Origin of the sequence: Ruminiclostridium josui JCM 17888 (genome assembly GCF_000526495.1) — a bacterium.
Taxonomy (GTDB): domain Bacteria; phylum Bacillota; class Clostridia; order Acetivibrionales; family DSM-1351; genus Ruminiclostridium; species Ruminiclostridium josui.
In genome coordinates this window covers 752175-778273 of the sequence record NZ_JAGE01000001.1, presented here as the reverse complement: position 1 = coordinate 778273, position 26099 = coordinate 752175, and the positions used below count along the sequence as shown (strand labels likewise).

Annotated in this window: 23 protein-coding genes and 1 pseudogene; 17 read left to right on the top strand and 7 right to left on the bottom strand. The window is 37.0% G+C overall.

Translation table 11 applies throughout. The features are described 5' to 3' along the window. The first annotated feature begins 62 nt into the window (after window positions 1-62). The 8 genes and pseudogenes from K412_RS22880 (at window position 63) to K412_RS0103665 (ending at window position 5919) form a co-directional block, all read left to right on the top strand. Window positions 63-197, top strand: a complete 135-nt coding sequence (locus tag K412_RS22880) for a hypothetical protein (protein ID WP_278244532.1) — start codon at window positions 63-65, stop codon at window positions 195-197. Next, window positions 188-1235, top strand: a pseudogene (locus K412_RS20370) (IS110 family RNA-guided transposase); the annotation flags it as partial. The gene K412_RS22880 and the pseudogene K412_RS20370, both read left to right, overlap by 10 nt. Before the next feature lie 228 nt (window positions 1236-1463). Continuing rightward, complete coding sequence (locus K412_RS0103690) at window positions 1464-1814, top strand: hypothetical protein (RefSeq protein ID WP_024831862.1); 351 nt, start codon at window positions 1464-1466, stop codon at window positions 1812-1814. Next, the gene (locus K412_RS0103685; protein WP_024831861.1) at window positions 1815-2114 is read left to right on the top strand and encodes a hypothetical protein; all 300 of its coding nucleotides are present in this window, start codon (window positions 1815-1817) and stop codon (window positions 2112-2114) included. It abuts the gene before it with no gap. A 407-nt stretch (window positions 2115-2521) separates the two neighbouring features. Beyond that, on the top strand, window positions 2522-3025 hold the full coding sequence (locus tag K412_RS0103680) for a hypothetical protein (protein WP_024831860.1): 504 nt from the start codon (window positions 2522-2524) through the stop codon (window positions 3023-3025). 196 nt (window positions 3026-3221) lie between these two features. Next, on the top strand, window positions 3222-3392 hold the full coding sequence (locus K412_RS22280; RefSeq protein ID WP_157833810.1) for a hypothetical protein: 171 nt from the start codon (window positions 3222-3224) through the stop codon (window positions 3390-3392). A 160-nt stretch (window positions 3393-3552) separates the two neighbouring features. Then, the gene (locus K412_RS21300) at window positions 3553-3873 is read left to right on the top strand and encodes a hypothetical protein (RefSeq protein WP_051461009.1); all 321 of its coding nucleotides are present in this window, start codon (window positions 3553-3555) and stop codon (window positions 3871-3873) included. A 180-nt stretch (window positions 3874-4053) separates the two neighbouring features. Then, window positions 4054-5919, top strand: a complete 1866-nt coding sequence (locus K412_RS0103665; RefSeq protein WP_024831858.1) for a MutS family DNA mismatch repair protein — start codon at window positions 4054-4056, stop codon at window positions 5917-5919. Between the two features lie 43 nt (window positions 5920-5962). On the opposite strand, the gene K412_RS0103660 is transcribed toward K412_RS0103665, so the two are convergent. Then, window positions 5963-6169 carry a hypothetical protein gene (locus K412_RS0103660; protein WP_024831857.1) on the bottom strand — a complete coding sequence of 69 codons (207 nt, stop codon included), beginning with the start codon at window positions 6167-6169 and terminating at the stop codon, window positions 5963-5965. Between the two features lie 317 nt (window positions 6170-6486). Here K412_RS0103660 and K412_RS0103655 point away from each other — a divergent pair, with 317 nt between their 5' ends. The 3 genes from K412_RS0103655 to K412_RS0103645 all read left to right on the top strand — a co-directional run bounded on the left by K412_RS0103655 (window position 6487) and on the right by K412_RS0103645 (window position 9966). Then, window positions 6487-6957, top strand: coding sequence for an NADH-quinone oxidoreductase subunit NuoE family protein (locus tag K412_RS0103655; RefSeq protein ID WP_024831856.1), 471 nt, complete (start codon window positions 6487-6489; stop codon window positions 6955-6957). Between the two features lie 76 nt (window positions 6958-7033). Continuing rightward, the gene (locus tag K412_RS0103650) at window positions 7034-8239 is read left to right on the top strand and encodes a complex I 51 kDa subunit family protein (RefSeq protein WP_278244531.1); all 1206 of its coding nucleotides are present in this window, start codon (window positions 7034-7036) and stop codon (window positions 8237-8239) included. Window positions 8240-8241: 2 nt separating this feature from the next. Continuing rightward, on the top strand, window positions 8242-9966 hold the full coding sequence (locus tag K412_RS0103645; protein WP_024831854.1) for an NADH-dependent [FeFe] hydrogenase, group A6: 1725 nt from the start codon (window positions 8242-8244) through the stop codon (window positions 9964-9966). A 68-nt stretch (window positions 9967-10034) separates the two neighbouring features. Here the strand turns inward: K412_RS0103645 and K412_RS22875 are convergent, their stop codons facing one another. Both K412_RS22875 and K412_RS0103635 read right to left on the bottom strand, forming a co-directional pair. After that, window positions 10035-10163, bottom strand: coding sequence for a hypothetical protein (locus K412_RS22875; protein WP_278244530.1), 129 nt, complete (start codon window positions 10161-10163; stop codon window positions 10035-10037). A gap of 37 nt (window positions 10164-10200) precedes the next feature. Further along, complete coding sequence (locus tag K412_RS0103635) at window positions 10201-12831, bottom strand: cation-translocating P-type ATPase (protein WP_024831853.1); 2631 nt, start codon at window positions 12829-12831, stop codon at window positions 10201-10203. Between the two features lie 279 nt (window positions 12832-13110). On the opposite strand from K412_RS0103635, the gene K412_RS0103630 reads away from it, so the two are divergent. The 6 genes from K412_RS0103630 to K412_RS0103605 all read left to right on the top strand — a co-directional run bounded on the left by K412_RS0103630 (window position 13111) and on the right by K412_RS0103605 (window position 19836). After that, on the top strand, window positions 13111-14928 hold the full coding sequence (locus tag K412_RS0103630) for an outer membrane protein assembly factor BamB family protein (protein WP_024831852.1): 1818 nt from the start codon (window positions 13111-13113) through the stop codon (window positions 14926-14928). Between the two features lie 23 nt (window positions 14929-14951). Beyond that, window positions 14952-16766: an outer membrane protein assembly factor BamB family protein gene (locus K412_RS0103625; protein WP_024831851.1), complete on the top strand. Its 1815-nt coding sequence runs from the start codon at window positions 14952-14954 to the stop codon at window positions 16764-16766. Between the two features lie 274 nt (window positions 16767-17040). Continuing rightward, window positions 17041-17610 (top strand): signal peptidase I, encoded by a 570-nt coding sequence (lepB, locus tag K412_RS0103620; RefSeq protein ID WP_024831850.1) that lies wholly within the window; start codon window positions 17041-17043, stop codon window positions 17608-17610. 26 nt (window positions 17611-17636) lie between these two features. Next, window positions 17637-18395 (top strand): acyl-[acyl-carrier-protein] thioesterase, encoded by a 759-nt coding sequence (locus K412_RS0103615; protein WP_024831849.1) that lies wholly within the window; start codon window positions 17637-17639, stop codon window positions 18393-18395. A 53-nt stretch (window positions 18396-18448) separates the two neighbouring features. Next, the gene (locus tag K412_RS0103610; RefSeq protein ID WP_024831848.1) at window positions 18449-19063 is read left to right on the top strand and encodes a GerMN domain-containing protein; all 615 of its coding nucleotides are present in this window, start codon (window positions 18449-18451) and stop codon (window positions 19061-19063) included. Between the two features lie 2 nt (window positions 19064-19065). Continuing rightward, window positions 19066-19836, top strand: a complete 771-nt coding sequence (locus K412_RS0103605) for a YdcF family protein (RefSeq protein WP_024831847.1) — start codon at window positions 19066-19068, stop codon at window positions 19834-19836. On the opposite strand, the gene K412_RS0103600 is transcribed toward K412_RS0103605, so the two are convergent. From K412_RS0103600 to K412_RS0103585, 4 genes are all read right to left on the bottom strand, one after another. Further along, window positions 19825-22152 carry a glycoside hydrolase family 95 protein gene (locus K412_RS0103600; RefSeq protein WP_024831846.1) on the bottom strand — a complete coding sequence of 776 codons (2328 nt, stop codon included), beginning with the start codon at window positions 22150-22152 and terminating at the stop codon, window positions 19825-19827. The two genes, K412_RS0103605 and K412_RS0103600, sit on opposite strands and share 12 nt — an antisense overlap. Window positions 22153-22277: 125 nt before the next feature. Further along, window positions 22278-24050 (bottom strand): extracellular solute-binding protein, encoded by a 1773-nt coding sequence (locus K412_RS0103595; protein ID WP_024831845.1) that lies wholly within the window; start codon window positions 24048-24050, stop codon window positions 22278-22280. A 92-nt stretch (window positions 24051-24142) separates the two neighbouring features. Continuing rightward, window positions 24143-25066 carry a carbohydrate ABC transporter permease gene (locus K412_RS0103590; RefSeq protein WP_024831844.1) on the bottom strand — a complete coding sequence of 308 codons (924 nt, stop codon included), beginning with the start codon at window positions 25064-25066 and terminating at the stop codon, window positions 24143-24145. Window positions 25067-25092: 26 nt separating this feature from the next. Continuing rightward, window positions 25093-25896, bottom strand: coding sequence for an ABC transporter permease subunit (locus K412_RS0103585; protein WP_479691911.1), 804 nt, complete (start codon window positions 25894-25896; stop codon window positions 25093-25095). Window positions 25897-26099: the final 203 nt, after the last annotated feature.

Below are 26099 nucleotides of genomic sequence, written 5' to 3'. Positions count from 1 at the left end.
TTGTAGTTTAATTTTATTGCTTAAGAAATGAGGTATAAAATAATTACGGATTTGGTACTGCAATGATTAGAGTAAAAACACGAGCCCAAAGCGCAGGAAAGATTCTTGACCAGATAAAACAATTTGTAATAAAATGGTTAAAAGATAACTGGTGGAAGCTGCTGCTGGGAGTACTAGGAGCATTGAGAAGGAAATAGTATTTGGTCTTGAGGATACCAAAGGCTTTGGCAGAAACTTGGCTGCTTATTTTATTGGAAGAAGGTTTGATGTTAAACATGTAAACCCTGCCTATACCAGTGCGGTTAGGCTTTCAAACCCTATTGTTTTCAAGGATGACTCCTATGATGCTTTTTGTGTTGCAAGAGTACTCCGTGATATGGTAGACACTTTACAAGATGCCAAGCATGAGGATTTTTACTGGACTATTAGGCAGATTGTAAAAAGACATGACTTGATTGTAAAGAGTAATGTTATGAACAAAAACCAGTTACATAGCCAGCTTTCCTACGCCTACCCATCTTACAGGAAGGTCTTTGCACTGATTGATGCCAAGAGTGCATTATGCTTTTGGGAGAACTACCCTTCGCCTGAGAATGTGAAGAATAGCACTCCAGAAAAGATATATGAAACCATAAAGCCAGTACATCAGGCATTGAAAATGCAGCGTGTCCATGAGATTATAGCCATGATTGAAAAGGACGGAGACACAAGGAAGGATTATCAGTGGAAAGAGATTTTATTGTCAGAAACATCGTGAAGGAAATCAAGCATAACAAGGAACTAATTGCAGAAATAGACGATGAGCTACGGAAACTGCTACCTTTAACAGGCCATAAACTTCATACAATGCTAGGTATTGACCTTGTAACTGAAGCACAGTTGATATCTGAAATTGGTGATATTAACCGATTTCCTGACTCAGACAAGCTTGCTAGATTTATGGGGCTTGCTACTGTACAATTCAGTTCTGCCGGAAAGGGTAAAGACCAACGCAGCAGACAGGGAACAGGGTTTTAATTGCTACATTTCACTTCCTTGCAATCCAATTGGTGCAGGTGAATTCAAACGGTAAAGCAAGGCATCCGGTATTCAGAGATTATTTTGAAAGCAAGCTTAGGGAAGGTAAAAGTAAGCCCCAAGCTCTTGTTTGTGTGTCAAGAAGGGCTGTAAGAATTATATATGGTATTATGCGGACAAAGACGGATTACGAGTCGTTTGAAAAGTTAGTAGGCTGATGTTGTTTGGAACTACCATTGTGGTAAAATAGTAATTGTAAAATATGTAAAAAATCCTCTAAAAAGAGGCTTCATATAGATTATGCTTTTTAGTGGTATAAAGTGCTTACAGGATAAAACCATAGTATAGAATATCTATAATGCGGGAGTAAGTGGGGTTAACAAGTTAAATTACAAACCAACATCTGGAGTTGAACTTGTTAGTACGCGGGGAAAACTACAACTATATTGGGAACATTTGCAAAGGATACTGGAGCGATAGTAAACGAGCTTGGCAATGTTAAAACGACGAATTTTGGACCAAGGCAGAATGGATTTAACGTTTTGAATGTGCCAGATGAGTTATATCAAAATCCAACTCAATTTTGGAATGAATATAATAAACCATGGCTTGATAATGCTATTTCTAGAAATGATATTATTATAATGGCTACAAAACCAGAATTTCAGGTCGGAAGTTTATATAGAACAAATAGTGTAGGCAAACTTGAACTATCGGGTTTTGGAAAAGAGTATAATTATTTACGTAAAAATGGATATAGATTTGATTCTGCTACAAATCAAATGATTAAAAAATAAATGGAGAGTGATAAATATGCCAGACATGCAAAATCTGAAAAGTATAATGAAGACTTTGATAAACAGCTAAAAGAAACGAAGGTGTTTACAAAAGAACTGTTTGAAAAATTCTACGATGCATATTCTTATGACACTGCAACAACCTACAGTTGGGTTGTTAAGAAATTGAAAATACTAAGAGATAGACTTGGACAAGGCAACTCATTACCAATTGAAAATAGAAACAGAGTTTTAGAACATAATAATTTTTTGGATTGGGTAGAAGAAGAATTTCCTAATACAAAAAAAGATTTGATTTAGGATTAATGGGGTAGGTGTAACAACTTGCCCTCTCTTTATGTCCTTCGATAATTACAACCTAGCTTCACAGATGGTTGTTGTTAAATTTGATTTCAAGTGAATTATAGGGAAAAGGTGGATTACCTCAAGTTTATATAGTGAATTTTGAGGAACTAGAAAATACTGGGGGAAAAGGGAATTTTCTTATAAAATAGGTGCATTTTTATGTGAAGTAAAGGTACTGAGAATCGCTATATTATACCGTGAAAGAGCAAAAAGGAAATTTAAGTTATATTTCATAACAGAAAAATACTATTTCATGCAGCAAGGAAATTTTCAAATGACTTTTTAAGATATAATTCACAGGCAGACTTGTTAAATATAAGCAATAGGTATTTTACAAAAACAACATTTGGAGGGAACAGAAAATGAAAAGAATCAAAAACATTATGGTAACTATTTCAGCATTACTTATTTGTGTTACAGCATTAGCAGGTTGCGGATCAGATCCTGTGCAAGATGACTTGATTAATTACATAAACAATCAATTACCTGCTATTGCAACGTTAGAAGATAAAGTGACTAGTGAGTATCAAGCTATTAAGAAAGACAGTAATGCAGATGACGCAGCTTTTGCAGCTAAATTAAAAGATGTGATAATTCCTGCATCTGATGAATTAATTGCAAAATCAAAAGCAACAGTTCTGGCAACAGAAGAAGTGAAAAAATTACATGATAAGTATATTGCATCAATGACTAAACAATCTGAAGCTTTTGCCATACTCCTTGATGCTGCTAAAAATAGTGATGAAAATTTAGTAAAAACTGCAAATGATAAACTAACAGAGGCTGAAAATTTATCTAAAGAATATTTAGCAGACTTAGAAACTCTGAAAAAAGATCATGATGTAGTGACTAAAGAGAGTAAGTAGCATGATTTAAACCTACAATTACATAAGTGTTAGAATTAACGAAACTCATTAGGTGATACAGATAATAGTATTACTTAATGAGTTTTACTTTTGCGACGCCTTTTATAATACTTCCCAATAGTGTATAATTGTAAACAAGTTCAAAATATTACATAAGAAGGAATCACTATATTCCAGAAAATATTTTGATGATGAAATGAAGATACTAGATTATATATGGAATAAGATGGACAAACCGTCCTTTGCATTACATTCTGGTGAGCTTAGTTTAATGGGCTCTCCTGTAGAACCCATGGCAACCCGTATCAGTACCACAATCGAAAAGGGACATGCTCTGAGAATAGGCCACGGTGTTTCAATTGCTTGAGAGAAAAATCTGCCTAAATTATAAAAAGAAATGAAAGAGAAAAATATACTTGTTGAAATATGTCTTTCAAGTAACGAGTCAATTTTAGGAATAGAGAATGATGAGCATCCATTTATTATGTATAGAAAAGCGGGAGTAAAAACTGCTTTATCAACGGATGATGAGGGAGTTAAGCCGAGGGAATCTTACTGAAGAATATGTAAAAGCAATTCAAAGATATGACCTTTCTTATAAAGATGTCAAGGAACTTTCTCGTAACAGTTTGGAGTACAGCTTCCTTCCGGGAGAGAGCCTCTACATAAACGGAGATTATACAAAAGTTCGTAATGAGTTTGAAAACATATGGAATGTAGATTTCAAGATATCTCCTAAGGCCCAAAAACTTCTAGATGAGAACCTAAAAATGGAGCGTGAGTTTGTGCTAGAGCGTGCTTATGTGACCTTTGAGAATAAACTCTTAAGTGGGGAATTTGGTGATTAAAAAAACATAGTAAACCAGATTATCTTATGTTACTTGATAAAATCACTTAAAAGGACTGAGTTGGCAGGAAGCGGATTTAGTCCTTTAAATGTTAACAATTAATTTATGGAATTTTTAAAAAGAGATTGGTATCATATTCGGTATAGGCTATTTAATAACAGCGGATTATGGAGGATGGCAATGAGAACACCGGAAGAAAAGTATAAAAAAAGAATAGATGTTTATAAAAGAAAGTTTGAATTATATACGGTAAGAAGCAGTACCACAGGTAATTACAAGCTGTTAGTATTTTTTACAGGCTTGATTGGGACAGCCGTTTTATTTTTCATAAAACTATATATACTAATGGCAGCAGTATTACTGCTTTTCGGTGGATTATTCGTCTATCTTTCTATAATTCACAATACATTTATAAAAAATAAAAATTATTATAAGGCCATGTATCAAATAAACCAAATGTGCCTTAAAAGAGTTGAGGGCCATTGGAATGAATTCTCAGATACAGGTGAAGAGTTTATAAATCCTCAGCACAACTATACCTATGACCTTGATATATTCGGGAAAGGCTCTCTTTTCCAGATGCTTAATATGACAGCAACATATTCCGGAAGGCAGAAACTTGCCGAACTGCTTTTAAATCCTATGCAGAATAAAGAAGAAATATATAAAAGGCAGGAAGCCTTACAGGAGTTGGCCAAAAAGCTTATTTTCAGGCACAAGCTATTTTCAAATGGTTTAATCCTTAACAAGAATACAGTATTAACCAACGATGATGACAGTGATAAAAAAAGAAAGAAAACTCTTCTGGATACTATGAACAAGTTGGATGAAGTATACAAATGGGCAAATGAAGAAAAAAGCTTGTACACATCATTTAAATTTAAACTTTTAATATTCGGGGCTCCTGTTCTTTCATTTACTATGCTTATACTGAGCATAGTAAGGCTTGTTCCTGTCTATGTACCAATAGTGCTTTATATTCTGCAATTTATTATGATAGGTTTCAGAGCAGGAAACAGAAACAAGAACTTTGAATTAGTAGAAAAGCACTCAGACACTCTAAAGGTTTATAAAAGTGTATTAAAAAAATTTGAAACCGAGAAGTTCTCAAGCGGTTACATAAACAGTTTAAAGAATAACTTAAAGGATGATTACGGATATCCTGCATGGAGACAGATTGAAAAACTGTCAAAAATATGGGAGCTCATTGCTAACAGATATAACCTGATGCATGTATTTGTGAATGCAGCTGTACTATGGGATTTTCACTGCCTTGCGGCTCTTGAAAACTGGAAAAAAAACGGAGGTAAACATGTTGAAAGGTGGTTTGACACAATAGGAGAGGTTGAAGCCTTATGCAGTCTGTCCTTGATGTGCCACGACAACCCCAAATACGTAATGCCTCGTATTTGTGAAGAAAATGCTCCTCGAATAGAAGCTTTACATTTAGGGCACCCATTACTTTCCAAGGCCAGAAAATGCAATGATATAGTAATAAATTCAAAAGAACCAATACTGCTTATAACAGGTTCTAATATGTCAGGGAAAAGTACATTCTTAAGGACTGTAGGAATAAGTCTTGTATTATCGTACCTTGGACTGCCGGTCTGTGCAGAATCATTTATCTGTCCCATACTGAAGGTATACGCATGTATGAGAACTAGTGATAATCTTGGACAAAGTGTTTCTTCTTTTTACGCTGAACTGCTTAGAGTAAAAATGATTGTGGAAGCAGTAGAAAAGGGAGAAAAGGTATTTTTCCTTCTGGATGAAATTTTTAAGGGAACAAACTCAGCAGACAGACATACGGGTGCTAAAATGCTAATAAACCAGTTAGATAAAAGAGGTTCTTGGGGACTTGTTTCTACCCACGACCTTGAGCTTGCAGATATGGAAAATGAGAGTGAGGGTCGTATTAGAAATTACCATTTCAAGGAGTATTACAAAGATAATCAGATATTCTTCGATTATCAGCTGAGAAAAGGTGTATCAGATACAAGAAACGCTATTTACTTAATGAAAATGGCTGGAGTTAATATAGAATAATAAAAATCAAGCAACATAAAAGGACTGCAAAGTTTGCAGTCCTTTAATACTCTTCTTCCTGTATATCAAAAACAAAATTACATTTATCACATCTGAAAACCAGGAGCGAACCAAAATTATCACTTTCGGTTTTCTCTACGTGAATCAAACCGCCGCAATCACATTTTTTAGGATAACCTCCCATGCATGTGCAGCACTGACAATGGTGTGAATTAGGATTCTTATAGCCTGTTTTTTCTAAGTTAGACATTTCCATCACTCCCGTCCTGTTATGTATTAATTTTAATACATAACAGGACATATGTAAAGAATTCTTCAGATAACAAAAGAATATTTTAAATATATTAAAAATTCTGTGAAAAAAATATCAAACTTTGATTGACAATATAAATTACAGTAATTACAATATTAGTGGATATACAAACGTGCGTATTAGAGATACGGTAAAAAATTTTTCAATTGTATACAATGTACTTATATGGTCGGTACATTGGTGCCTTGTTTCTCATTAGACAAGGAGAGAATTAATTTTATATGGGGTCGTTATGGCCTGTAGGAGGGCAAAGAATGGAGAAGGTTAAGGAGATATTGAATCGCTACGGTAATTCAAAAGACAATCTTATTCAAGTGATGTTGGAATTACAAAACATTTCAGGGACAAATTCACTGCCACACGAATGGGTTGTATTTGTAGCAGAAGCACTGGATATGCCTGTTAGCAGGGTATATAGTGTAATTACTTTTTATTCTATGTTTGGCACAGAGCCAAGAGGCAAGTATTTGGTTGAAGTTTGCAAAAGTGGACCATGCCATGTTTCCGGTGCAAAAAATGTATTGCAGCTTCTTGAAGAAAAACTTGGTTTAAAACCGGGTGAGACGACTGAAGATGGAGTTTTCACACTGATTCAATCAAGTTGTTTTGGTGCATGTGACATAGCTCCTGCTATCAAAATAGGTGAGAAAGTTTATGGTAATCTCACATCTGAGAAGTTGTCAGAGATAGTAGACTCTTACAGGGAGGGCCAACATAATAGATAAGGTATTAAGCGCAAGATTTGGGAAAATTAAACCCGACAGCATTGAAGAATATATTCAGGCCGGTGGATATGAAGGCTTGAAAAAAGCGATGTCAATGGAACACCTTGATGCAATAGAAGAAATAAAGAAAGCAAATCTTTTTGGAAGGGGCGGAGCTGCCTATCCTACCGGAATTAAGTGGGAACAGGCATATGCAATCCAAAAAGGTCCTAAATACATGGTTTGTAACGCCGATGAAGGCGAGCCTGGTACGTTTAAGGATAAACATATATTGTCTGAAGACCCATTTGAACTGATTGAAGGTATGACCATAGGAGCATATATAATGGGTGCAAAGGAAGGATATATCTATATCAGAGGCGAATATGCGGCTATTCAGAAAATCGTTAAAAGTGCAATAGAAAATGCAAAAAAGGCAGGATATTTGGGTAAGAACATTTTAGGCAGAGAAGGTTTTGATTTTGAATTAAAGGTTGTTTCTGGTGCAGGTGCATATGTTTGCGGTGAAAATACTGCTTTGGTTGAATCAATCGAAGGAAAGACCGGAAGACCAAGACAAAAGCCACCTTATATTAAGAACTGCGGTTTGTATCAAATGCCTACCATACTTAACAATGTTGAGACATATTCATGTATTCCATGGATAATAAAAGATGGCGGAGAAAAATTCAGCTCAATGGGGACTGAGTTTAGCGGCGGAACAAAATTAATGTGCCTTTCAGGTAATGTTAACAACAGAGGAGTTTACGAAATACCATTCGGAATAACTTTGAGAGAACTTATATATAACTTAGGTGGAGGAATAAAAGACGGACGTAAGTTGAAATTTGTTCACCTTGGTGGTTCATCAGGAAGCTGCTTCCCAGAAAGCATGATTGATACAAAGATATGCTATTATGATTTGAAAAAAGCAGGTTTCTCATTAGGTTCAGGTGCGGTACTTGTAGTAGATGATACACATTGTGTAGTGGATTACCTGAAAACTGTTATGGAGTTCTTTGAAGAGGAATCCTGTGGTAAATGTACACCTTGCAGAGAAGGAAATCACAGGTTGGTTGAGATTCTCGATAAGATGACAGAAGGAACTGCAACAATGGATGATTTTAATAAAATGAAGAGCCTTGCACAAACTATGAAGACAACAAGCTTCTGCGGATTGGGCCAAAGTGCTCCAATGCCATTGATAACGTTGGTTAAATATTTTGAAGAAGAATTTTTGGAGCATATCAACGGAAAATGCAGGACCGGAGTGTGCAGCATGTCTGGAAAGGCAGGTAAATAATTATGGATATGATTAATTTAAAAATAGACGGATTTGATGTTTCTGTTCCTAAGAACACAACAATTCTTGAGGCTGCAAAACAGCTGAACATAGATATTCCGACATTATGTTTCATGAAGGGCATAAACGAGCCAGGTTCATGCAGGGTTTGTGTAGTTGAGGTTGAAGGTTGGAGAGGTCTTCATCCTGCATGTGTAACTAAGGTATCTGAGGGTATAGTTGTAAAAACTAATACAAGCACTGTGAGAGAAGCAAGAAAGAACATACTTGAGTTGATTATGGCAAACCATAACAGGGAATGTCTTTCATGTCCAAGAAACTTAAAGTGTGAACTTCAGACACTATGCAATGACAACGGAATAGATGCAATTCCTTATGAGGGAAAAGTTGACAAGGGATGTCTGGATACTTCCGGTCCCATCGTAAGAGATCCTAACAAGTGTGTTCTCTGTGGAAGATGTGTAAGTGTCTGTTCAAAAATGCAGGATGTCAGCGCTATTGACTTTGCTTTCCGTGGAGCACATATGACGGTTACAACTGCATATGAAGAAGGTCTTGCAAGTCAAGAGTGTATAAACTGCGGTCAGTGTATCAAGATTTGTCCAGTTGGAGCATTACAGGAGAGAGATGATACTGCAAAGGTATGGAAGGCTTTGGAAAATCCTGATTTACACGTTGTTGTTCAGACTGCTCCGGCTGTAAGAGTTGCACTTGGTGAAGAATTTGGATTTGCACCAGGAACAAATGTTGAAGGCAAAATGGTTACAGCACTTAGAAGATTGGGATTTGACAAGGTATTTGATACCAACTTCAGTGCTGATTTGACAATAATTGAAGAAGGTACTGAGCTTATAAACAGAATTCAAAACGGTGGAAAGCTACCATTGATTACATCTTGTTCACCGGGCTGGATTAAATACTGTGAGCATAACTACCATGATTTTATAGAAAATCTTTCATCCTGCAAATCACCACAGCAAATGTTTGGTGCAATTGCTAAATCCTACTATCCTGTTAAGGCTGACGTTGATCCAAAGAGTGTATTTGTAGTATCAGTAATGCCATGTACTGCGAAGAAATATGAAGCAGACAGAGAAGAAATGAGCGTTGATGGATTAAGGGATATTGACGCAGTTATAACTACAAGAGAACTTGCAAAAATGATAAGGCAGGCAGGAATCAAATTTGCAGAGTTGGAAGACAGCAAGCAGGATAGTATCCTTGGAACCTACTCCGGTGCAGGAACAATATTCGGTAATACCGGAGGAGTTATGGAAGCTGCACTTCGTACAGTAGCTGACAAGCTTACAGGAAAATCACTGGAATGCATTGAATATACTGCTGTAAGAGGTTTGGATGGAATCAAAGAAGCTACTGTAAATATAGCTGATATGGAGATAAAGGTAGCTGTTGCAAATGGTACAGGAAATGCGTCAAAGTTACTTGATAAAATAAGAGCAGGTGAAGCAAATTATCACTTCATAGAAGTAATGGCTTGTGAAGGTGGATGTATCAACGGTGGCGGACAGCCAATCATCAAGGATAAATCAACTACAGATGCTGTTAAAGCTGCAAGAGTTAAGGGACTTTATGATATTGATGTATCATGTGAAAAGAGAAAGTCACATGAAAATCCAGAGATACAGAAATTATACGCAGAGTATCTTGGAGAAGCTGGCGGACACAAGGCTCACAAGTTACTTCACACACATTATACAGCAAGATAATTTATAAATATTAAGTAAAAAAGACGCTGTTGGTTTAACCCAACAGCGTCTTTTTTAATACAAAGTAATTATTTTGTTTTGGTTTCCAAAACTGACTTCTTAATGTTCCCTTTTGATATGCGTTTCTGGTTTTCTATGTTTTGTGTATCAGCAAAATATTCAACACCGTCTGATTTAGTACTTTTATTTTTTCCCATATGCAATAACCTCCCTGACTGATAATAATGTACGGTCTTATTGTTTGGTCATTTTACTATTACTATTCATACCCGTTCTAATAGCTTTATAAATTTGAATAACAACCAGTGGAACTAATGCTAGAAAAACAATTATTCCCAGACTTTCCAATACATCAGGATTAATTGTAAAGAGACTCTGGAATAAAGGAATCCACAGCACCAATCCGAGAAGCAGTACTCCTATGAGCAAAGCACCCCACAGAAACTTATTTGAAAAAATTCCTACTTTATATATGGGATACTTTGAGCGGCAGTTGAAGCCATGAATCATTCTAGATAAGGCTAGAACAGCAAAAGCCATAGTGCTTGCAAGGGTGGCATCACCTTTATTTAACCCATAATAAAATGCTGCAAGAGTACTGGCGGCAATAACGGCACCTTCGAAAAGAACATGAAACAGAAAGCCTTTGTTTAATAGGGGTTCGTTTATATTACGTGGCTTGGAATTCAGCACATCTTTTCTGTAAGGCTCCAACCCAAGGGCTATAGCCGGCATGGAATCTGTAAGAAGGTTTATAAACAACAAATGCATTGCTGTAAACGGCAACGGAAGTGCTAGAATTGACGTATACAGCACAGCAAGTATTCCGGCTGTGTTTCCTGAAAGCAAGAACTTAATAGAATTTTTTATATTTGTATATATGCTTCGTCCATTTGCTACAGCTTTAACAATAGTAGCGAAGTTATCGTCTACAAGTATCATGGATGCAGCATCTTTTGCTACCTCTGTGCCGACTTTTCCCATAGCTACACCAATATCTGCTTGTTTAAGGGCAGGAGCATCATTTACCCCGTCTCCGGTCATTGCAACAACATTTCCTTTGTCCTGCCATGCCTTAACTATTCTTATTTTGTGCTCAGGAGAAACACGTGCATAAACGGATATATCTTCAACGTTATTTCTTAATTCTTCATCGGACATCTTTTCAACTTCTGTACCTTCTACAGCTCTTCCGTTTTCTGTCATAATACCTATTTGACGAGCTATTGCAGAGGCTGTGATTTTATGGTCACCGGTTATCATTACAGGTTTAATTCCGGCTTTAATACAGTCAGCAACTGCAAGCTTTGATTCCTCACGAGGAGGATCAATCATTGCAATTAAACCTACAAAAGTAAGCTGTTTTTCGTCTTCAATAGAAATATTTGTATCGGAATCAAACTTCTTGTATCCAAATGCAAGAACTCTCAAACCTTCATTTGAAAAGTCGCGGTTTATCCCTTCAATCATTTCAATATCACTCTGAGTTACGGGCCTTTCCCCATCTTTTTCGGCAATATTGCTTACCCTGCTTAGAATAATATCGGGAGCTCCTTTTGTAAACATCATGTACTGTCCTTCAATATTATGAAAAGTACTCATAAGCTTTCTGTCTGAATCAAAAGGGACTTCAGAAAGTCGAGGGTATTCATTTCGAAGGTCTTCTTCTTCATAGCCGTAATTATTTGCAAGCTTTATAAATGCCAGCTCAGTGGGGTCGCCAACGCCTTTGTCTCCTGTTATAGTGGCATCACTTGCCAAAGCACTCATTTTTATTATAATTCTCTGAAGAGTATCCTCCATGGAAAGCTCGGTGGCATCGTATACCTTAGACTCTACATATACTTTTTCGGCTACCATTTTATTCTGAGTTAAAGTACCGGTTTTATCGGAGCATATTACAGAAACACTTCCAAGGCTTTCTACAGAGTGAAGTTTTCTTACAATTGCATTTTCTTTGGCCATTTTTTGAGTACCTATTGCAAGGACAATAGTAACAATGGAACTCAGTGCTTCAGGTATGGCAGCAACGGCCAATGCTATTGCAAACATAAAAGAATCAATAAGAGAGTAACCTCTTAAAACGTTTGCAGCAAATATTATTCCGCAAAGTATAAGTATAGCCACAGCCAACTTTTTACCAAATTTGTCAAGACTTACTTGGAGAGGAGTCTCCTTGCTTTGAGCTGATTCCATTAAATGTGCGATTTTTCCAAGTTCAGTGGACATTCCGATATCTGTAACTGCTACAACGGCTCTACCGTAAGTAATGAGGCTGCCTGTGAAGACCATATTCTTCCTGTCGCCTATAGCAATTTCAGAGTCATTTATAACTTCCGAATCTTTGAGCACACTTTCAGATTCTCCGGTAAGAGAACTTTCATTAACCTGAAGACTATAATTTTCAAGAATTCTTCCGTCTGCGCATACAAAGTCTCCTGCTTCAAGAAGAAGTATATCTCCTACCAAAACTTCACGAGATGGTATTTCAATTTTTTCGTTATTCCTTATTACTTTGGCTACAGGAGATGAAAGTGTTTTTAAACTGTCAAGGGATTTTTCGGCTTTAAAATGCTGTACAGTGCCTAAAATAGAGTTAAGTAAGGTAACTGCAAAGATTACTATTGCACTTTCATAATCTTTTAGAAACAGAGAAATTACACCCGCAATAATAAGGATTATTACCAGGAAATCTTTAAATTGACTTAAAAAAACTTTAAAGAATCCTGCCTTATTCTCAGCTTTGAGTTCATTAAATCCGTATTGACCTCTAAGTTGCTCTATTTCCGTTGAGGATATTCCTTCCATACTGGTGTTGAGCTTTTTCAAAACTTCATCAGTTGACAGGTTGTAGTAATTATTCATAATCTCCCCCTTTGATATTTTTACTAATTATAAATTGGTTAAGGAAAATTGTCCATATATAATATAATTAATTTCTGTTATTTAAATGGATTGTATTCTAAGGAAATTGGCAAAAGTAAGATATGAATAATATGTTAGAATTACCAAATATATGATACAAAGGTTACAACATTTTTAACAAAAAGAAATATAATTATTTTTATCAGTCTGATATAATAAGTAGGATATGATGAGTTGCCAAACATGGCCAATTTTGTAATAAAAAAATGGAGATAGAAAATGAGCAGAAAAAGAGGAAAAAGTGTTAATAAGCTGCTTCCCGCATTAGTTGTTGCTTTATTTGCTTTATTAGTAGCTATGGTAGCAATATATATGTTTTATATAGGGAAGCTTCCACCAAAAGTTTCAAACAATACACCGAAAGCTACTACCCAGACGACTTCAAACAACACCTCGCCGATTTCTACGAGTACTGTCGCGGAGAATACTCCTGCTGATGATACAGATAAAGAGCAGAAACCTGCGGAAAGCACTAACCCAAGTGAACTTTTAATTTCCTGGAAGAACCCGGCAAGCTTTATATCCAAGGCTGCAATGGGGGACGGTTCCATAAAGAAAACTTTTAAGGACGGTAATATAAGATACTGGAGACTTGTAAGCAATAAGGTAACATCAAGCTACAATCCATCTTACAGCCTTGCCTTTGGTTCCCCTGAAATGTACTCGGAGCTTGAAGGAGTTACCACTTTCAGAGGTAATAACTATAGGACAGCGCCTTCTTGGGGAAAAGCCGATGTAAGGGAAAAAAAGCTTGAGATAGTGTGGACACATGACATAGGGGCTGTTTCGGGAGTAGGAAGTTACTGGCCGGGTGCAGGATGGACAGGACAACCTCTACTGGCTCACTGGTCGCCGGATGTTCGGAAAGTAATGAACATAAATAACGATTTAAAGGATAAGGATCTTGTTGAAGTAATTTATCCGGTGTTTGATGGGCATGTATACTTCCTTGACATGGAGACAGGAAAAGAATCCAGACCCAGAATGAATATAGGATTTACCGTTAAAGGAACGGGTATGGTTGACCCAAGAGGCTACCCCTTATTCTATACAGGACAAGGGTTAAATGAGAATGACGGCAGAAAAGGTGCTTTCAAATACAGGATATTTGATTTGATTCATCAAAAGGAAATATTTTCAATGCCTGGAAATGACTCTGTTGCATTCAGACAGTGGGGTGCAAACGATTCTTCTGCCTTGCTGAACAGATATACTGATACATTAATTAACTGCGGTGAAAATGGTCTTGTTTACAAGGCGAAGCTAAATACAAAGTTTAATAAGGAAGCAGGATCAATTTCAATTAATCCTACAATAACAAAATACCGCTACAAGAGCAGCTACAGCTCGGAACAGGGAATTGAAAACTCTCCTGCTGTGTACAGGAACCTGATGTATTTTGCTGATAACGGGGGAACAATACAATGTTTGGATATCAACAAACTTGAACCGGTTTGGATATTCAAAGCAGGTGATGATACTGATAGTTCCATTACTCTTGAAGAAACTGACGAAGGAGTATTCCTATATACTGCAAACGAGATTGACAAACGAGGAAAATCTGGAGCAAAGGCAAACTGTAATATTAGAAAGATAAATGCTCTGACCGGAGAACTTGTATGGCAGATGGACTATTCCTGTGTTTATCAGAGTTATATAAATGGAGGAGCTTTGGCGACTCCGGTAGTTGGGAAAAATGATATAAGTGACATTGTCATATTCAATGTAGCACTAACAGGCTCTACAAGTGACGGAACTCTTGTGGCACTGGATAAGAAAACAGGCAAAGAGGTTTGGAAAAGACATTTAGATGCCTATAGCTGGAGTTCACCTGTAGATTTTATGTCCGAAGACGGAAAGACCTATATGCTGCTTTGTGACTTTAAAGGATACATGCATTTGATAGACCCGAAAACAGGAGAAGACCTGGATAAAATCTCAGTTGGAGGGAATGTAGAGGCATCACCTTCAGTATACAACAATATGGCGGTAGTAGGTACCTATGCAAAAAAAATATACGGAGTAAAAATTAAGTAAATTTATCAGGGAGTAAATTGAGAATGGCTAGATATAGAAGAAGGGCAACTAACAGACTAAAAGTAATACTGACGATTCTAATACTTTCATTAATAACAACAGGTGTTATGATTGGATTAAGCAAGATGAGTAATTCGGGGAAATCTGGAAACAACGGAGATTCCTATGCTGTAAATACTACTGCAGGCGAAAGTCAAGATGAAGTAGAAGAACCAGAACCTGAGCCGGTAGCAGACCCTATGCCTGCAGAAATAACAGACCCAAGCAAGTTGAAGGTTTCATGGAAAACTGCAGCAACTTTTGACGGTGAAAAGGCTTTTACTGAATTTGCCTTTCAAAACACACTTAAAAACGGAACTACAATGCAAAGCTGGATATTTAGAAACAATACCCCTTTGAAGGAATATACCGTAAAAAGCAAAAATAAAATCAGCTTTGGTTCATCTGATACATATTCAGATCTTGAAGGTATAACAACATTTAGAGGAAACAATTATAGGGATAGTGCATCCTTTGGCACACGTACCGTAACTCAGAAAAAGCTAGAGATAGTGTGGAAAAAAACAGGACTTGGGGCAATCTCAGGTGAAGGAAGCTATTGGCCGGGAACAGGCTGGACAGGACAGCCACTGATTGTTCACTGGTCTGAAGACGTGAGAAAACTGATGAACATTAACAGTGATATGAAGTCAAAAGACCTTGTAGAGGTTATATACCCTACTTTGGACGGAAACATATATTTTCTTGACCTTGAAACAGGTAAGCCTACCAGAAACCCAATAAAAATTGGTTATCCCATTAAAGGAACAGGGATGATTGACCCAAGAGGCTATCCTATACTTTACACGGGTATGGGGATAAATGATAACGGCGGAAAATACAGCGAATACAAATACAGAATTTTTAATCTTATAAACCAGAAGGAAATGTACGCTATATTTGGCAGAGATCAGGTTGCATTCAGAGACTGGGGAGCCAATGATTCTTCCGCAATTTTTGATAAAAAGACAGACACACTCCTTGACTGCGGTGAAAACGGACTTGTATACAAGGTTAAAATGAATACAAAGTTTGATAAGGCAGCTGGAACTCTTTCAATAGCACCCCAAATAACAAAGTACCGTTACAGAAGTCCTTATAACGATGAACAGGGTATAGAAAATTCGCCGGCAGTATATAAAAACTATATGTATTTCTGTGATAATGGAGGAACATTGCAATGCCTTGATTTGAATACTATGAAACCAGTATGGATATATGACACAGGTGACGATACAGATAGTTCTATTGTAATAGAAGAGACAAAGGGCGGAGTATTTCTTTATACCGCAAATCAGGTGGACAAGCGTGGTGAAAACGGTAAAAACAAGTTTACAGACTGCAATATAAGGAAAATAAATGCAATAACAGGGGAGCTTGTTTGGCAGAAGGATTATAAGTGTGTTTACAACTACTATATAAACGGTGGTTCACTAGGAACACCTGTACTTGGAAAAGACGATATAAGTAATATGGTTATATTCAATATTTGCTTTACAGGTTCAAATACTGACGGAAATATGATTGCACTTGATAAAAATACCGGTGAAGAGATTTGGAATAAGAAACTTACTGCATACAGTTGGTGTTCTCCCGTTGACTTCAAAAGCTCTGATGGCAAAACCTATTTGGTATATACAGATTATGCTGGATACATGCGTCTAGTTGATCCTATGGACGGAAAAACCCTGGATTCTGTATCTCTGGAGGGAAATGTTGAATCCTCTCCGGCAATTTACAATGATACTTTGGTAGTTGGAAGCTATGCTAAAAAGATATTCGGAATAAAGGTTAAATAATATATACTAAATAATTGCTTGGATTTATAGCAGTTCTTTGTAAAATGCTTATCCAGGCAATTATACTAATTGTGGTATGTAAAGGTATTATACAGCTGTTTCAGACTTATAAGTCTTTTATTTCGTATAATATATTAAATTCATAAATAATTAAGGAAAAGTTAATAAATTATGTCTATAAAATGTTACACAAATATATTATAATTAGGTAAATTTAGTAAAATAGAGGAGTAAAAACTCAAAAGAAAACATAAGCGAGGGAGATATTTTGGATATGAAAATTTTGAAAGAAATATTAGGCTGGGTAGGAACAATACTTGGGTCTGTGGTTTTGGCATTGATAGTTATAATTTTTATATTTCAACCAACCAGTGTAGACGGACATTCAATGGATAATACTTTGCATGATAAGGAAAAAATAATAATTAATAAGACTCAAAATATATTCCACACTAAACCAAAATATGGAGACATCGTTATTATTGACAGCAGAGTAGATAGAAAAAGAACCTTTTGGGACAATGTTATAGATCCTCTTAAATATAATATTCTTGTATCAAGGTTTACCGATAACACTCAGCAGATATTCTGGGTTAAGAGAGTAATAGGTAAGGCCGGAGACGAATTGCAGTTTAAGGATGGTAAAGTTATCCGTAATGGTATACCGCTAGAAGAACCATACATAAAAGAGCCTATGCGCTATGAATCGGAAAATATAATAAAGGTTCCTGAGGATACCGTATTTGTTATGGGAGATAATAGAAATGAAAGTAGAGACAGCAGAATCATAGGTCCTATACCTCTTGACCATGTAGTTGGCAAATATTTATTCAAACTTGGTTAAGAAACATTGCAGTAAAGGGAGGACATATGAACCCGCTTTCCATATACAAAAAGAACTATCATGTAGATTATGGCCATGCAGATTATTTTAAAAGACTAAAACTCAGTTATCTTTTTAATTGCTTTCAGAATATTGCAGGTCTCCATTCCGAGAGTACAAACCTTGGTATAGAAAAGTTACAAAATGAATATGGCGTGGCGTGGGTCATGGTTCGAATGATGCTAGAGATTAACAGGATGCCCGGTATTAACGAAGATATTTCAATTGAGACATGGCCGGTATCACCTAAGAAAATGATGATAGAAAGAAATTTTATTGTTAGGGATAAGGATGGACATATTCTTGTCAGTGCAATTTCAAGCTGGGTTATACTGGATTTACAGAAGCGTCAGATGGTAAAAATTGATTCCATTATTTCGCCACAATATCCGGAATTCTTAGAATCAAAAGCAATAGACAGAAAGTTTGAAAAGTTGAAACCGGCAGGGGAGCTGCATTTAGTTTACAAAAAACTTGTAGGTTTCAGTGACCTTGATATTAACGGTCACGTAAATAATGCAAAATATATAGACTATATATCCGACTGTTTTTCTTTAGAAAAGCATGGAAAGTATAGTGCTAAATCAATTCAGATAAATTATGTAAACGAAGCAGTTGCAGGAGATACTATTTCCTTATACAAGGATACTGAGGAGATAGATGGAAGCTGCAAGAAAGTGTATATTGAAGGAATAAATGAAATTGATGGCAAAGTTTTTTTTCAAGCACACATTCAGGTTCAGTAAGGCAATAACAAAAATAAATGATAATTAATTTAAAACCCGGGGAGGTTATTTATATGATTGATTCAAAGAAACTAAAAGCTATTTGCATAATTTTTTTCTGCTTTATTATTATTCTAGTAGTTTTGCTTGTATATGCAATAGGTCAGAAAAAAGAGCCATCTGAAACTTCAAGTACAGCTTCTAATTCATCAACAGTTTCATCACAAACTACCGCATCACAAACAACCCCAGTTAATGAAACAATGGAACTCAAACTCTATTATTATGATGCTGACGATTATGACAAACCAAAAGAAATACAAGGTATAACAGTTGATAAAAAATTATATGAAACTGATATAACCTCTGCAATAAACAAGGTTTTTTCTTCTACTGACATAAAAATAAACAAAGCTGTTTTAGATGGTAAAAATATTACCATTGATTTGCCCAAAGAGACTGTAAAAAAGTTTAATTCAGGGAGTGCGGGAGGTATAATCCATACTAGCATACTCGCAATGACAGTGTTGAATCTTCCGGGAGTTGAACAAATGCAGGTTACTATGGACGGAGAAGCAGGTATTGAATCCGATCATTTCAGCTTTAACGGTACTTTTATTAAGCCTGAGGAGGGTAAAAAGTACACTTTCAAGCCTTCAGATAATCCTGGTAAGGCTTTGGAATTTTAGTTATGAAAAATAAATATTTATATACATTATTGTACATACTGGCTGCTGTAGGAATAATGGATACTATAATTATTGCAAAAAGAAGCGGCGGTATGGACATGGGAATTTTGCTTCCTGCTATAGGAGGCACATGTATTATACTATGGGCATTGTTAAAAAAAACAGGATTGTACAAGCGAAGGCCGCAGTTTTACAATAAGCTTATAAAAGTATTTGCAGGGCTATTTACCATATGGTTGGTTTCTTTTATTATAATAACAGCTGTCATAATAACCTCTGCCATGTCAGATAAAGACAAGCAGGTTGACAGCATAATAGTATTGGGTGCAGGGCTTAAAGGAGAAACACCTACGTTGGTTTTGAAAAATCGTCTTGACTATACCTTGGACTATTACAAAAATAATCCTGATGTAAAGATAATAGTGTCAGGGGGACAAGGGATTGGTGAAACCATAACGGAAGCCGAGGGAATGAAAAGGTATCTGGTTAAGCATAATGTACCCGAGAACGTTATTTTAAAAGAAGAAAAGTCAACCAGTACATATGAAAATATGGTGTATTCTAAAAAAATATATGAAAACACTATTGGAAAGCCTCTTGATAAGGTAATGATTATAACCAATGATTTTCATATGTTCAGAGCAAAAATACTTGCAAAAAGGGCTGGACTAAAGCCATATGGAATCAGTTCCGGTACTCCATGGTACATATACCCAAATGTTTGTTTACGAGAATATTTTGCGTTATTTAAATCCCTTATTTTAGACCGATAATATAAAATTAACACTTTCATTTTTTGACAGATTAACTAAAACGGAGTTTTCTTTCCTTTCAACATACTTGTCTACCGTAAAAGCTTCATTTATTCTAATATGGCAGACTCCGTTTTGTCCTGCTGTTATCCGCGCAGAGACAAGATGATGGTTACGCCATGAAATATCTACAGTGTAGTTCCCTCTGGCTTTTAATCCCGTTACACTGCCGTCTTTCCAGTTATGGGGCAAAGCAGGCAGCAAGTGGAGTTCTCCTTCATGGCTTTGTAACAGCATTTCTGCAATGCCTGCTGTAAAGCCAAAATTACCATCTATTTGAAATGGAGGGTGTGCGTCAAAAAGGTTTGGATATACGGAACGAGTTAAAAGCTGATTAACAAAATGGTAGGCATTATTCCCGTCACCAAGTCTTGCGTAAAGGCATATAAGCCAAGCACAGCTCCATCCTGTATGACCTCCTCCGTTGGTAATGCGTTCTTTCAGAGATTTTCGGCAAGCTTTAGCAAGTTCAGGTGTACGCGATGGACTTATACTACTGCCGGGATAAAGTCCAAAAAGGTGAGACATATGCCGATGTCCCGGTTCTTCTTCCTCGTATTCATTAAGCCACTCTAGTAGCTGTCCTTTACTGCCTGTTTGAAATGGAGGTAATTTACAAAGCATTTGTGAAAGTAGGCAGGAAAGGTCAGAATCAATTTTAAGAATTGACTGTGCTTCTATACAGCTTTCAAAAAGCTCTCGGATAATAGCCAAGTCCATGGTTGAAGCTTTTGTGATTGAACATATTTCACCATCCGCAGTTATAAAGGAGTTTTCAGGTGAGGTGGAAGGGTTTGTTACATAATAACCATTGTCATCAAGTTTCATATAATCAAGTAAAAACAAAACCGCTTCTCGAAGAATAAAATAGTACTGTTGTAAAAACTCTATATCGCAGGTAAATCTATAATGCTCCATTATGTGAAGAGAAAGCCAAGCACCGCCCATAGGCCAAAAACCCCATTTTGCTTGACCTGACACGCTGGAAGCCATACGCCATAAATCAGTGTTATGGTGTAGTACAAACCCTCTGCACCCGTAATGCAATCGTGATATCTCAGAGCCTGCCTTTGAAACGTCTTTTAGCAGACTAAACAGAGGCATATGACATTCTGGAAGGTTTGTAGTCTCCGCAGGCCAATAGTTCATTTCAGTGTTGATATTGGTAGTGTAATTAGAGGACCAAGGTGCTGGCATATCCTTATTCCAAATTCCTTGAAGATTAGCCGCCTGTGTGTTGGGACGAGAACAGGCTATAAGTAGATACCTGCCATAGGCAAACATAAGTGAATCCAGAGAAGGGTCATGAATTCCCAATGCATATGAAGACAATCTTTCATCAGTTGGCAGTGGCGACTGATGCCCAAGGTCAAGACATACCCGTTCAAATAAAGAAGTGTAATCAGTTCGATGGCGGGATAATAGTTCATTCCAACTATAACATGCTGCCATATCCAAGATTCTCATACATTTGGTTAAAGGGTCGCTTCCTGAACTGCCGGGAATTCTATCAAAACCCTCAAAATTTGTAGCTGAAGAGAGTAACAGGAGAACTTCATCTGCATTAGTGACGGAAATCTTGTCTGGCTCAATAAGTAATGAGCCACCCTTTACATTTGCTCTCAATCCTACTGAAAAGTGGATACTTCTGCTGTATTCTTCATTGTCATAGATAATATGTTTATCTGCTTCCATGTAATCCGGAATCATATTAGATGGACAGTCGCCGGTGATTATTAAGGTACTATCTTTTTTATCAACCTTATAACGCAGTTGTGAATTAAGAGTAGCGTTAAAGGTCAATGCACCATGCTTATTTGCAGTCATATGAACTGCAATTACATTGTCGGGATAAGAACATATAACCTCACGGCAATAATTAACTCCACCGCAGTTAAAGTGGGTTTCACATACAGCAGAATTAAGGAAGAGTGAACGACTGTATTCTTTAATATCCCTTGACAGCTCACAGGTCAGTATTAACCTGCCTAGCGGCAAATATGACTGTGTGTAACCCGTTAGTATATTTTCTTCTATAAGCTTTTGAGCCTCATAATTTCTACCTTCATCCACCAGACGACGCACATTAGGTAATAAATGCAGTGTATTCTTATTAATATGCTGCCCAGGTAATCCAGACCATAGGGTGTCATGGTTTAAATAAATACACTCCCGATATATACCTCCATGAACCATTCCGCCAAGACTACCGTTACCGATGGGTAGTGCCTCTTCCCACATGTTGGCAGGACTCTTATACCATAATTTATATTCCAAATGTTTTTCCTCCTGAAAATAATATATTTAGGTCTTACAAAAGAAAAAGGATGCATCCTCGATATTACCGAAGGCTGCATCCTTTTTCCAAAGAGAGGATTTATAAAACGTACAGTTTTATTAGTTTATTTGCCGCTTTCAGCTGCCTGCTTGCGAGCCTCAGCAAGCTCGGCTAACTGATGTTTATCCCATTCTACAACGGTATCATAACCTTCTCCTTTGACCTTCTCGGTCATTTCCTTTAGAAGGGAATTAAATTCACTGTCACTCTTTGCATAAACCATTTTCCAGGAATAGTCACGAATATCCATTTTAACTACGTCCTGAATTGACTGGATGTCTGGAGGAAGAGTAGGAGCAACATAATCAGTTCCAGGAGATACTGAAACATGGTTGTTCTTCACAAGCCATTCTTTTGCTGTCAGAGCACCGTCCATGGCTGCACTCCAGTTTTTCTGCAGGGTACTTGTGTTGGATAACAGTGTTGACGACCAAAGCTTGTAATAATAAGGTTCATTTGTATTCGGGTTAATGGAGTTTGCTGCTAAGCCGTCAAAACCGACTTTACACTCCCCTGTCTGCCAATCGCTGCCACCAAACTCACTAGATACTTCAACTGCAATAGATGGCATACATTTTTTACCAAATTCTGTTAATATCGGTTTTCCATTTTCTATTTTCCATGCAAGACCTTCAGGGCCGTTCTTTATTGTCATTGTTCCTTCAGGAGAGTAGTACCAGTTTAGGAAGTCCATAGCTCGCTCAGGATTTTTACAGGACTTGCCTAATGCTACAAGGTAAGTGCTGCCGTTAGGAGTAAATCCATTTGACCATATTTTTTCATCAGCGATAGGAACAAGGGCAAATCCAATACCGTTTGATATATTTTCAGCATTGTTAAAATTGTTTGGGCCAAGCCAACTAAACTGAGAGTATAAAACTTGACCGTTTGCATACTTTTTGGTAATGTCATCCCAGGTCTGATTAATTGAGTCAGGGTCTAAAAGACCATCACGATATGCCTGGTTATAAACTTTCAAGGCTTTTATGTAGTAACTGTTGGGGTCAATAATGTTCTGATACTCGGTAGCCATATTATTTGCCAAAAGGAAACCACCGAAGGGAGCCTCTTCATAACCGTAAAGCTCTGCAATCATTTTTCCGAACATCATCATGCAGCCGTCCCAATCCTTAAACAGTGAAAAAGCATACTGCTTTTGACCATTTGAATTGGTGGGGTGTTTTTGTGCCATTGCTTTTAGCATGGGATATACATCGTCGAAGGTATTCAGCTTAGGAGAACCTATTTCTTGATAGTAATCATAACGGGTGTATACACCAAATGTAAGGTCAGAGTCCTCGGAAGGAGTATTTGGGGACTCTGTAGAAACATTATTAGGAATTGCATAATCACCATATTTATCGGAGATACGCTTTAAGGCACCTGAAAAATTCTTCACAATGTTACTTCCGTGTTTTGCCAGCAAATCGTTATCCGTCAACTTCAATAAAAGTCCGGCTTTAAGGGAATCAGTAAATTTGGTGTCCATTGCGCCGTATACCACAATATCACCAAGGTCACCGGAAGCAGAACGCGTTTGAAAAGACTGGTCTGCGTTTCCGTCTGTCTGAGCCGAGATAATGTTTAGTTTGAGATTAAACTTGTCTTTGATTACCTTTCCCAACCATCCTATCTGTTCACCTTGAAAATTTCCGGTGAGAGTGTAAACATCAAGTGTTACCGTATCTTTGTACGGGTTGTTGCCGGAACCAGATGCGGAACTGCTTGAACCGGATGAGGAACCGCTATCATCGCCCGGTTTAGTACAGGCTGCCATACTTACGGTAATACTAAGGATAATGGCAGCTGTTAGGGATTTAATTAGCCACTTTTTCATACATAAACCTCCATTAAATTATTGTATTATTAAAGCAGTATTTTTAATGTGCCGCTGCACATTGTGCATGACACGGATAAACTATATTAGAATTAACCCTTGACGGCGCCTATAATTATACCTCCTACAAAATATCTTTGGAAAAAGGGATATACAAACAAAATAGGAAGTATAACCACTACTGAAACAGTCATCCTTACCGACTGTGCCGTTTGAGAGCTTGCAAGATTTGAGACCGACTGACCAATTCCAGCACCGCTGTTTCTCATTATACTTGCAAGTGAGCTCGCTTGATTGAGGTAGCGGTACAGAATAAATTGTAGGGTATACAGACGGCTGTCTGTCATCAGAAGCAAGGTGTCAGTGAAAGAATTCCATTGACCCACGGCGGAAAAAATAGCTACCGTTGCAAGAATTGGAACACAGAGTGGCCAGACAACTTTAAGAAATATGGTAAAGTATCCTGCGCCATCTATCTGTGCTGCTTCCTGAAGTGCCTGTGGGGTATTTTCTATATAAGTTTTTACAAGAATGACATTAAAGGGAGCCACAATAGCCGGCAGAATATATGCAAGAAAATTATTACGAAGACCTAGGTTAAGCATTGTAATGAACCACGGAATCAATCCGGCATTAAAGTACATTGTAATAATGATAAAACGGTACCAGAATTTACGGCCCCACATTTCTTTTTTTGTGAACAGATACCCCAGAAAAGCAGAGGCAAAAACTGTTAGGGTAGCGCCGACTACTGTACGAGCTACTGATACAAACAAAGCATCCGTGAGTCCGTTTAACTTCAAAATCTTCACATAATTGTCAAAGTGCAGTTTTTGAGGAAGTAGTAAAACTGCTGTTTTAGAGCTTATTTCATTAGCTGTAAGAGTGTTTATAATCAAAAAATAAAAAGGATAAATACAAGCGATTGTTAATATTGTAAATACAAAATATGTAATTGTATAAAACACAATGTCTCCAAAAGAATACTGTTTTTTCTTTTTTACTATTGGTAGCATAGTTAATTTCCTCCTTTATAAATTTGTCAGACGATAGTTTCGCCACGCAAAAGTTTAGATACGCCGTTAACCGTAAACAGAAGTGCTATGCTGACGATGGACTTGAGCATACTGACGGCAGTTGCAAGAGGGAAATTCATACTGCCAACACCTATATTATAAACATAGAGGTCGAGAACCTGAATATGTGCTTTGTTCATTGCATTCTGGAATACATAATACTGGTCAAGGCCATTATTAAGGAAATTAGCAACTGACAGCATTAGCAGAACGAAGAAGGTTGGAAGCAGGGACGGCACAGTGATATTCCACATCATACGAAAGCGTCCTGCTCCATCGACTTTTGCAGCTTCATAAAGTTCCTGGTCAATGCCTGCTATTGCTGCAAGATACATAATGGCACTCCAGCCGAGAGTTTTCCACAAACTCCATAAAGTCATTGAAAGCCATGTATGGTTGTCGCTTGCAAGAAAGTTTATGGGAGAAGAAATAATATGCATATCCATTAGTAACTTGTTTACTACGCCGTCACCGGTTGAAAAGAACACATAAGCAACAGAGTAAACAAGTACCCAGCTTATAAAATTAGGCAAAGTAGTTAACACTTGCACAATTCGCTTAAACCAGCCTCTCTTGACTTCATTTAGAAAAACAGCAAAGGCAAGAGGCAGAACGGAGGTTAAGAGATTTAACCCGCTGATAGCAAAAGTATTGCGAAGAACATCCCCAATTGCATTTCGATAAACAGGATTAGTAACAATTGCCGTAATCCATTTTAACCCAACAAAGTCACACTGATACAACTTAAATGGCGGACGATAATCAAACATTGAATAAATCCATCCGTATAATGGTAAGTAGGAAAATGTAAAACAAAGAATCAGAAAAGGTAAAGCCATAAAAAACAGTTTAAATCGATCTCGGTGCTTATTCTTTTTAATTTTAACGCGAGTATTGCCGTAAGACGGACTGGACATTTAGCTTCCCTCCAAATGTTTTGTTTAGTAATTTTTTACAAAAATATTGTATCTTT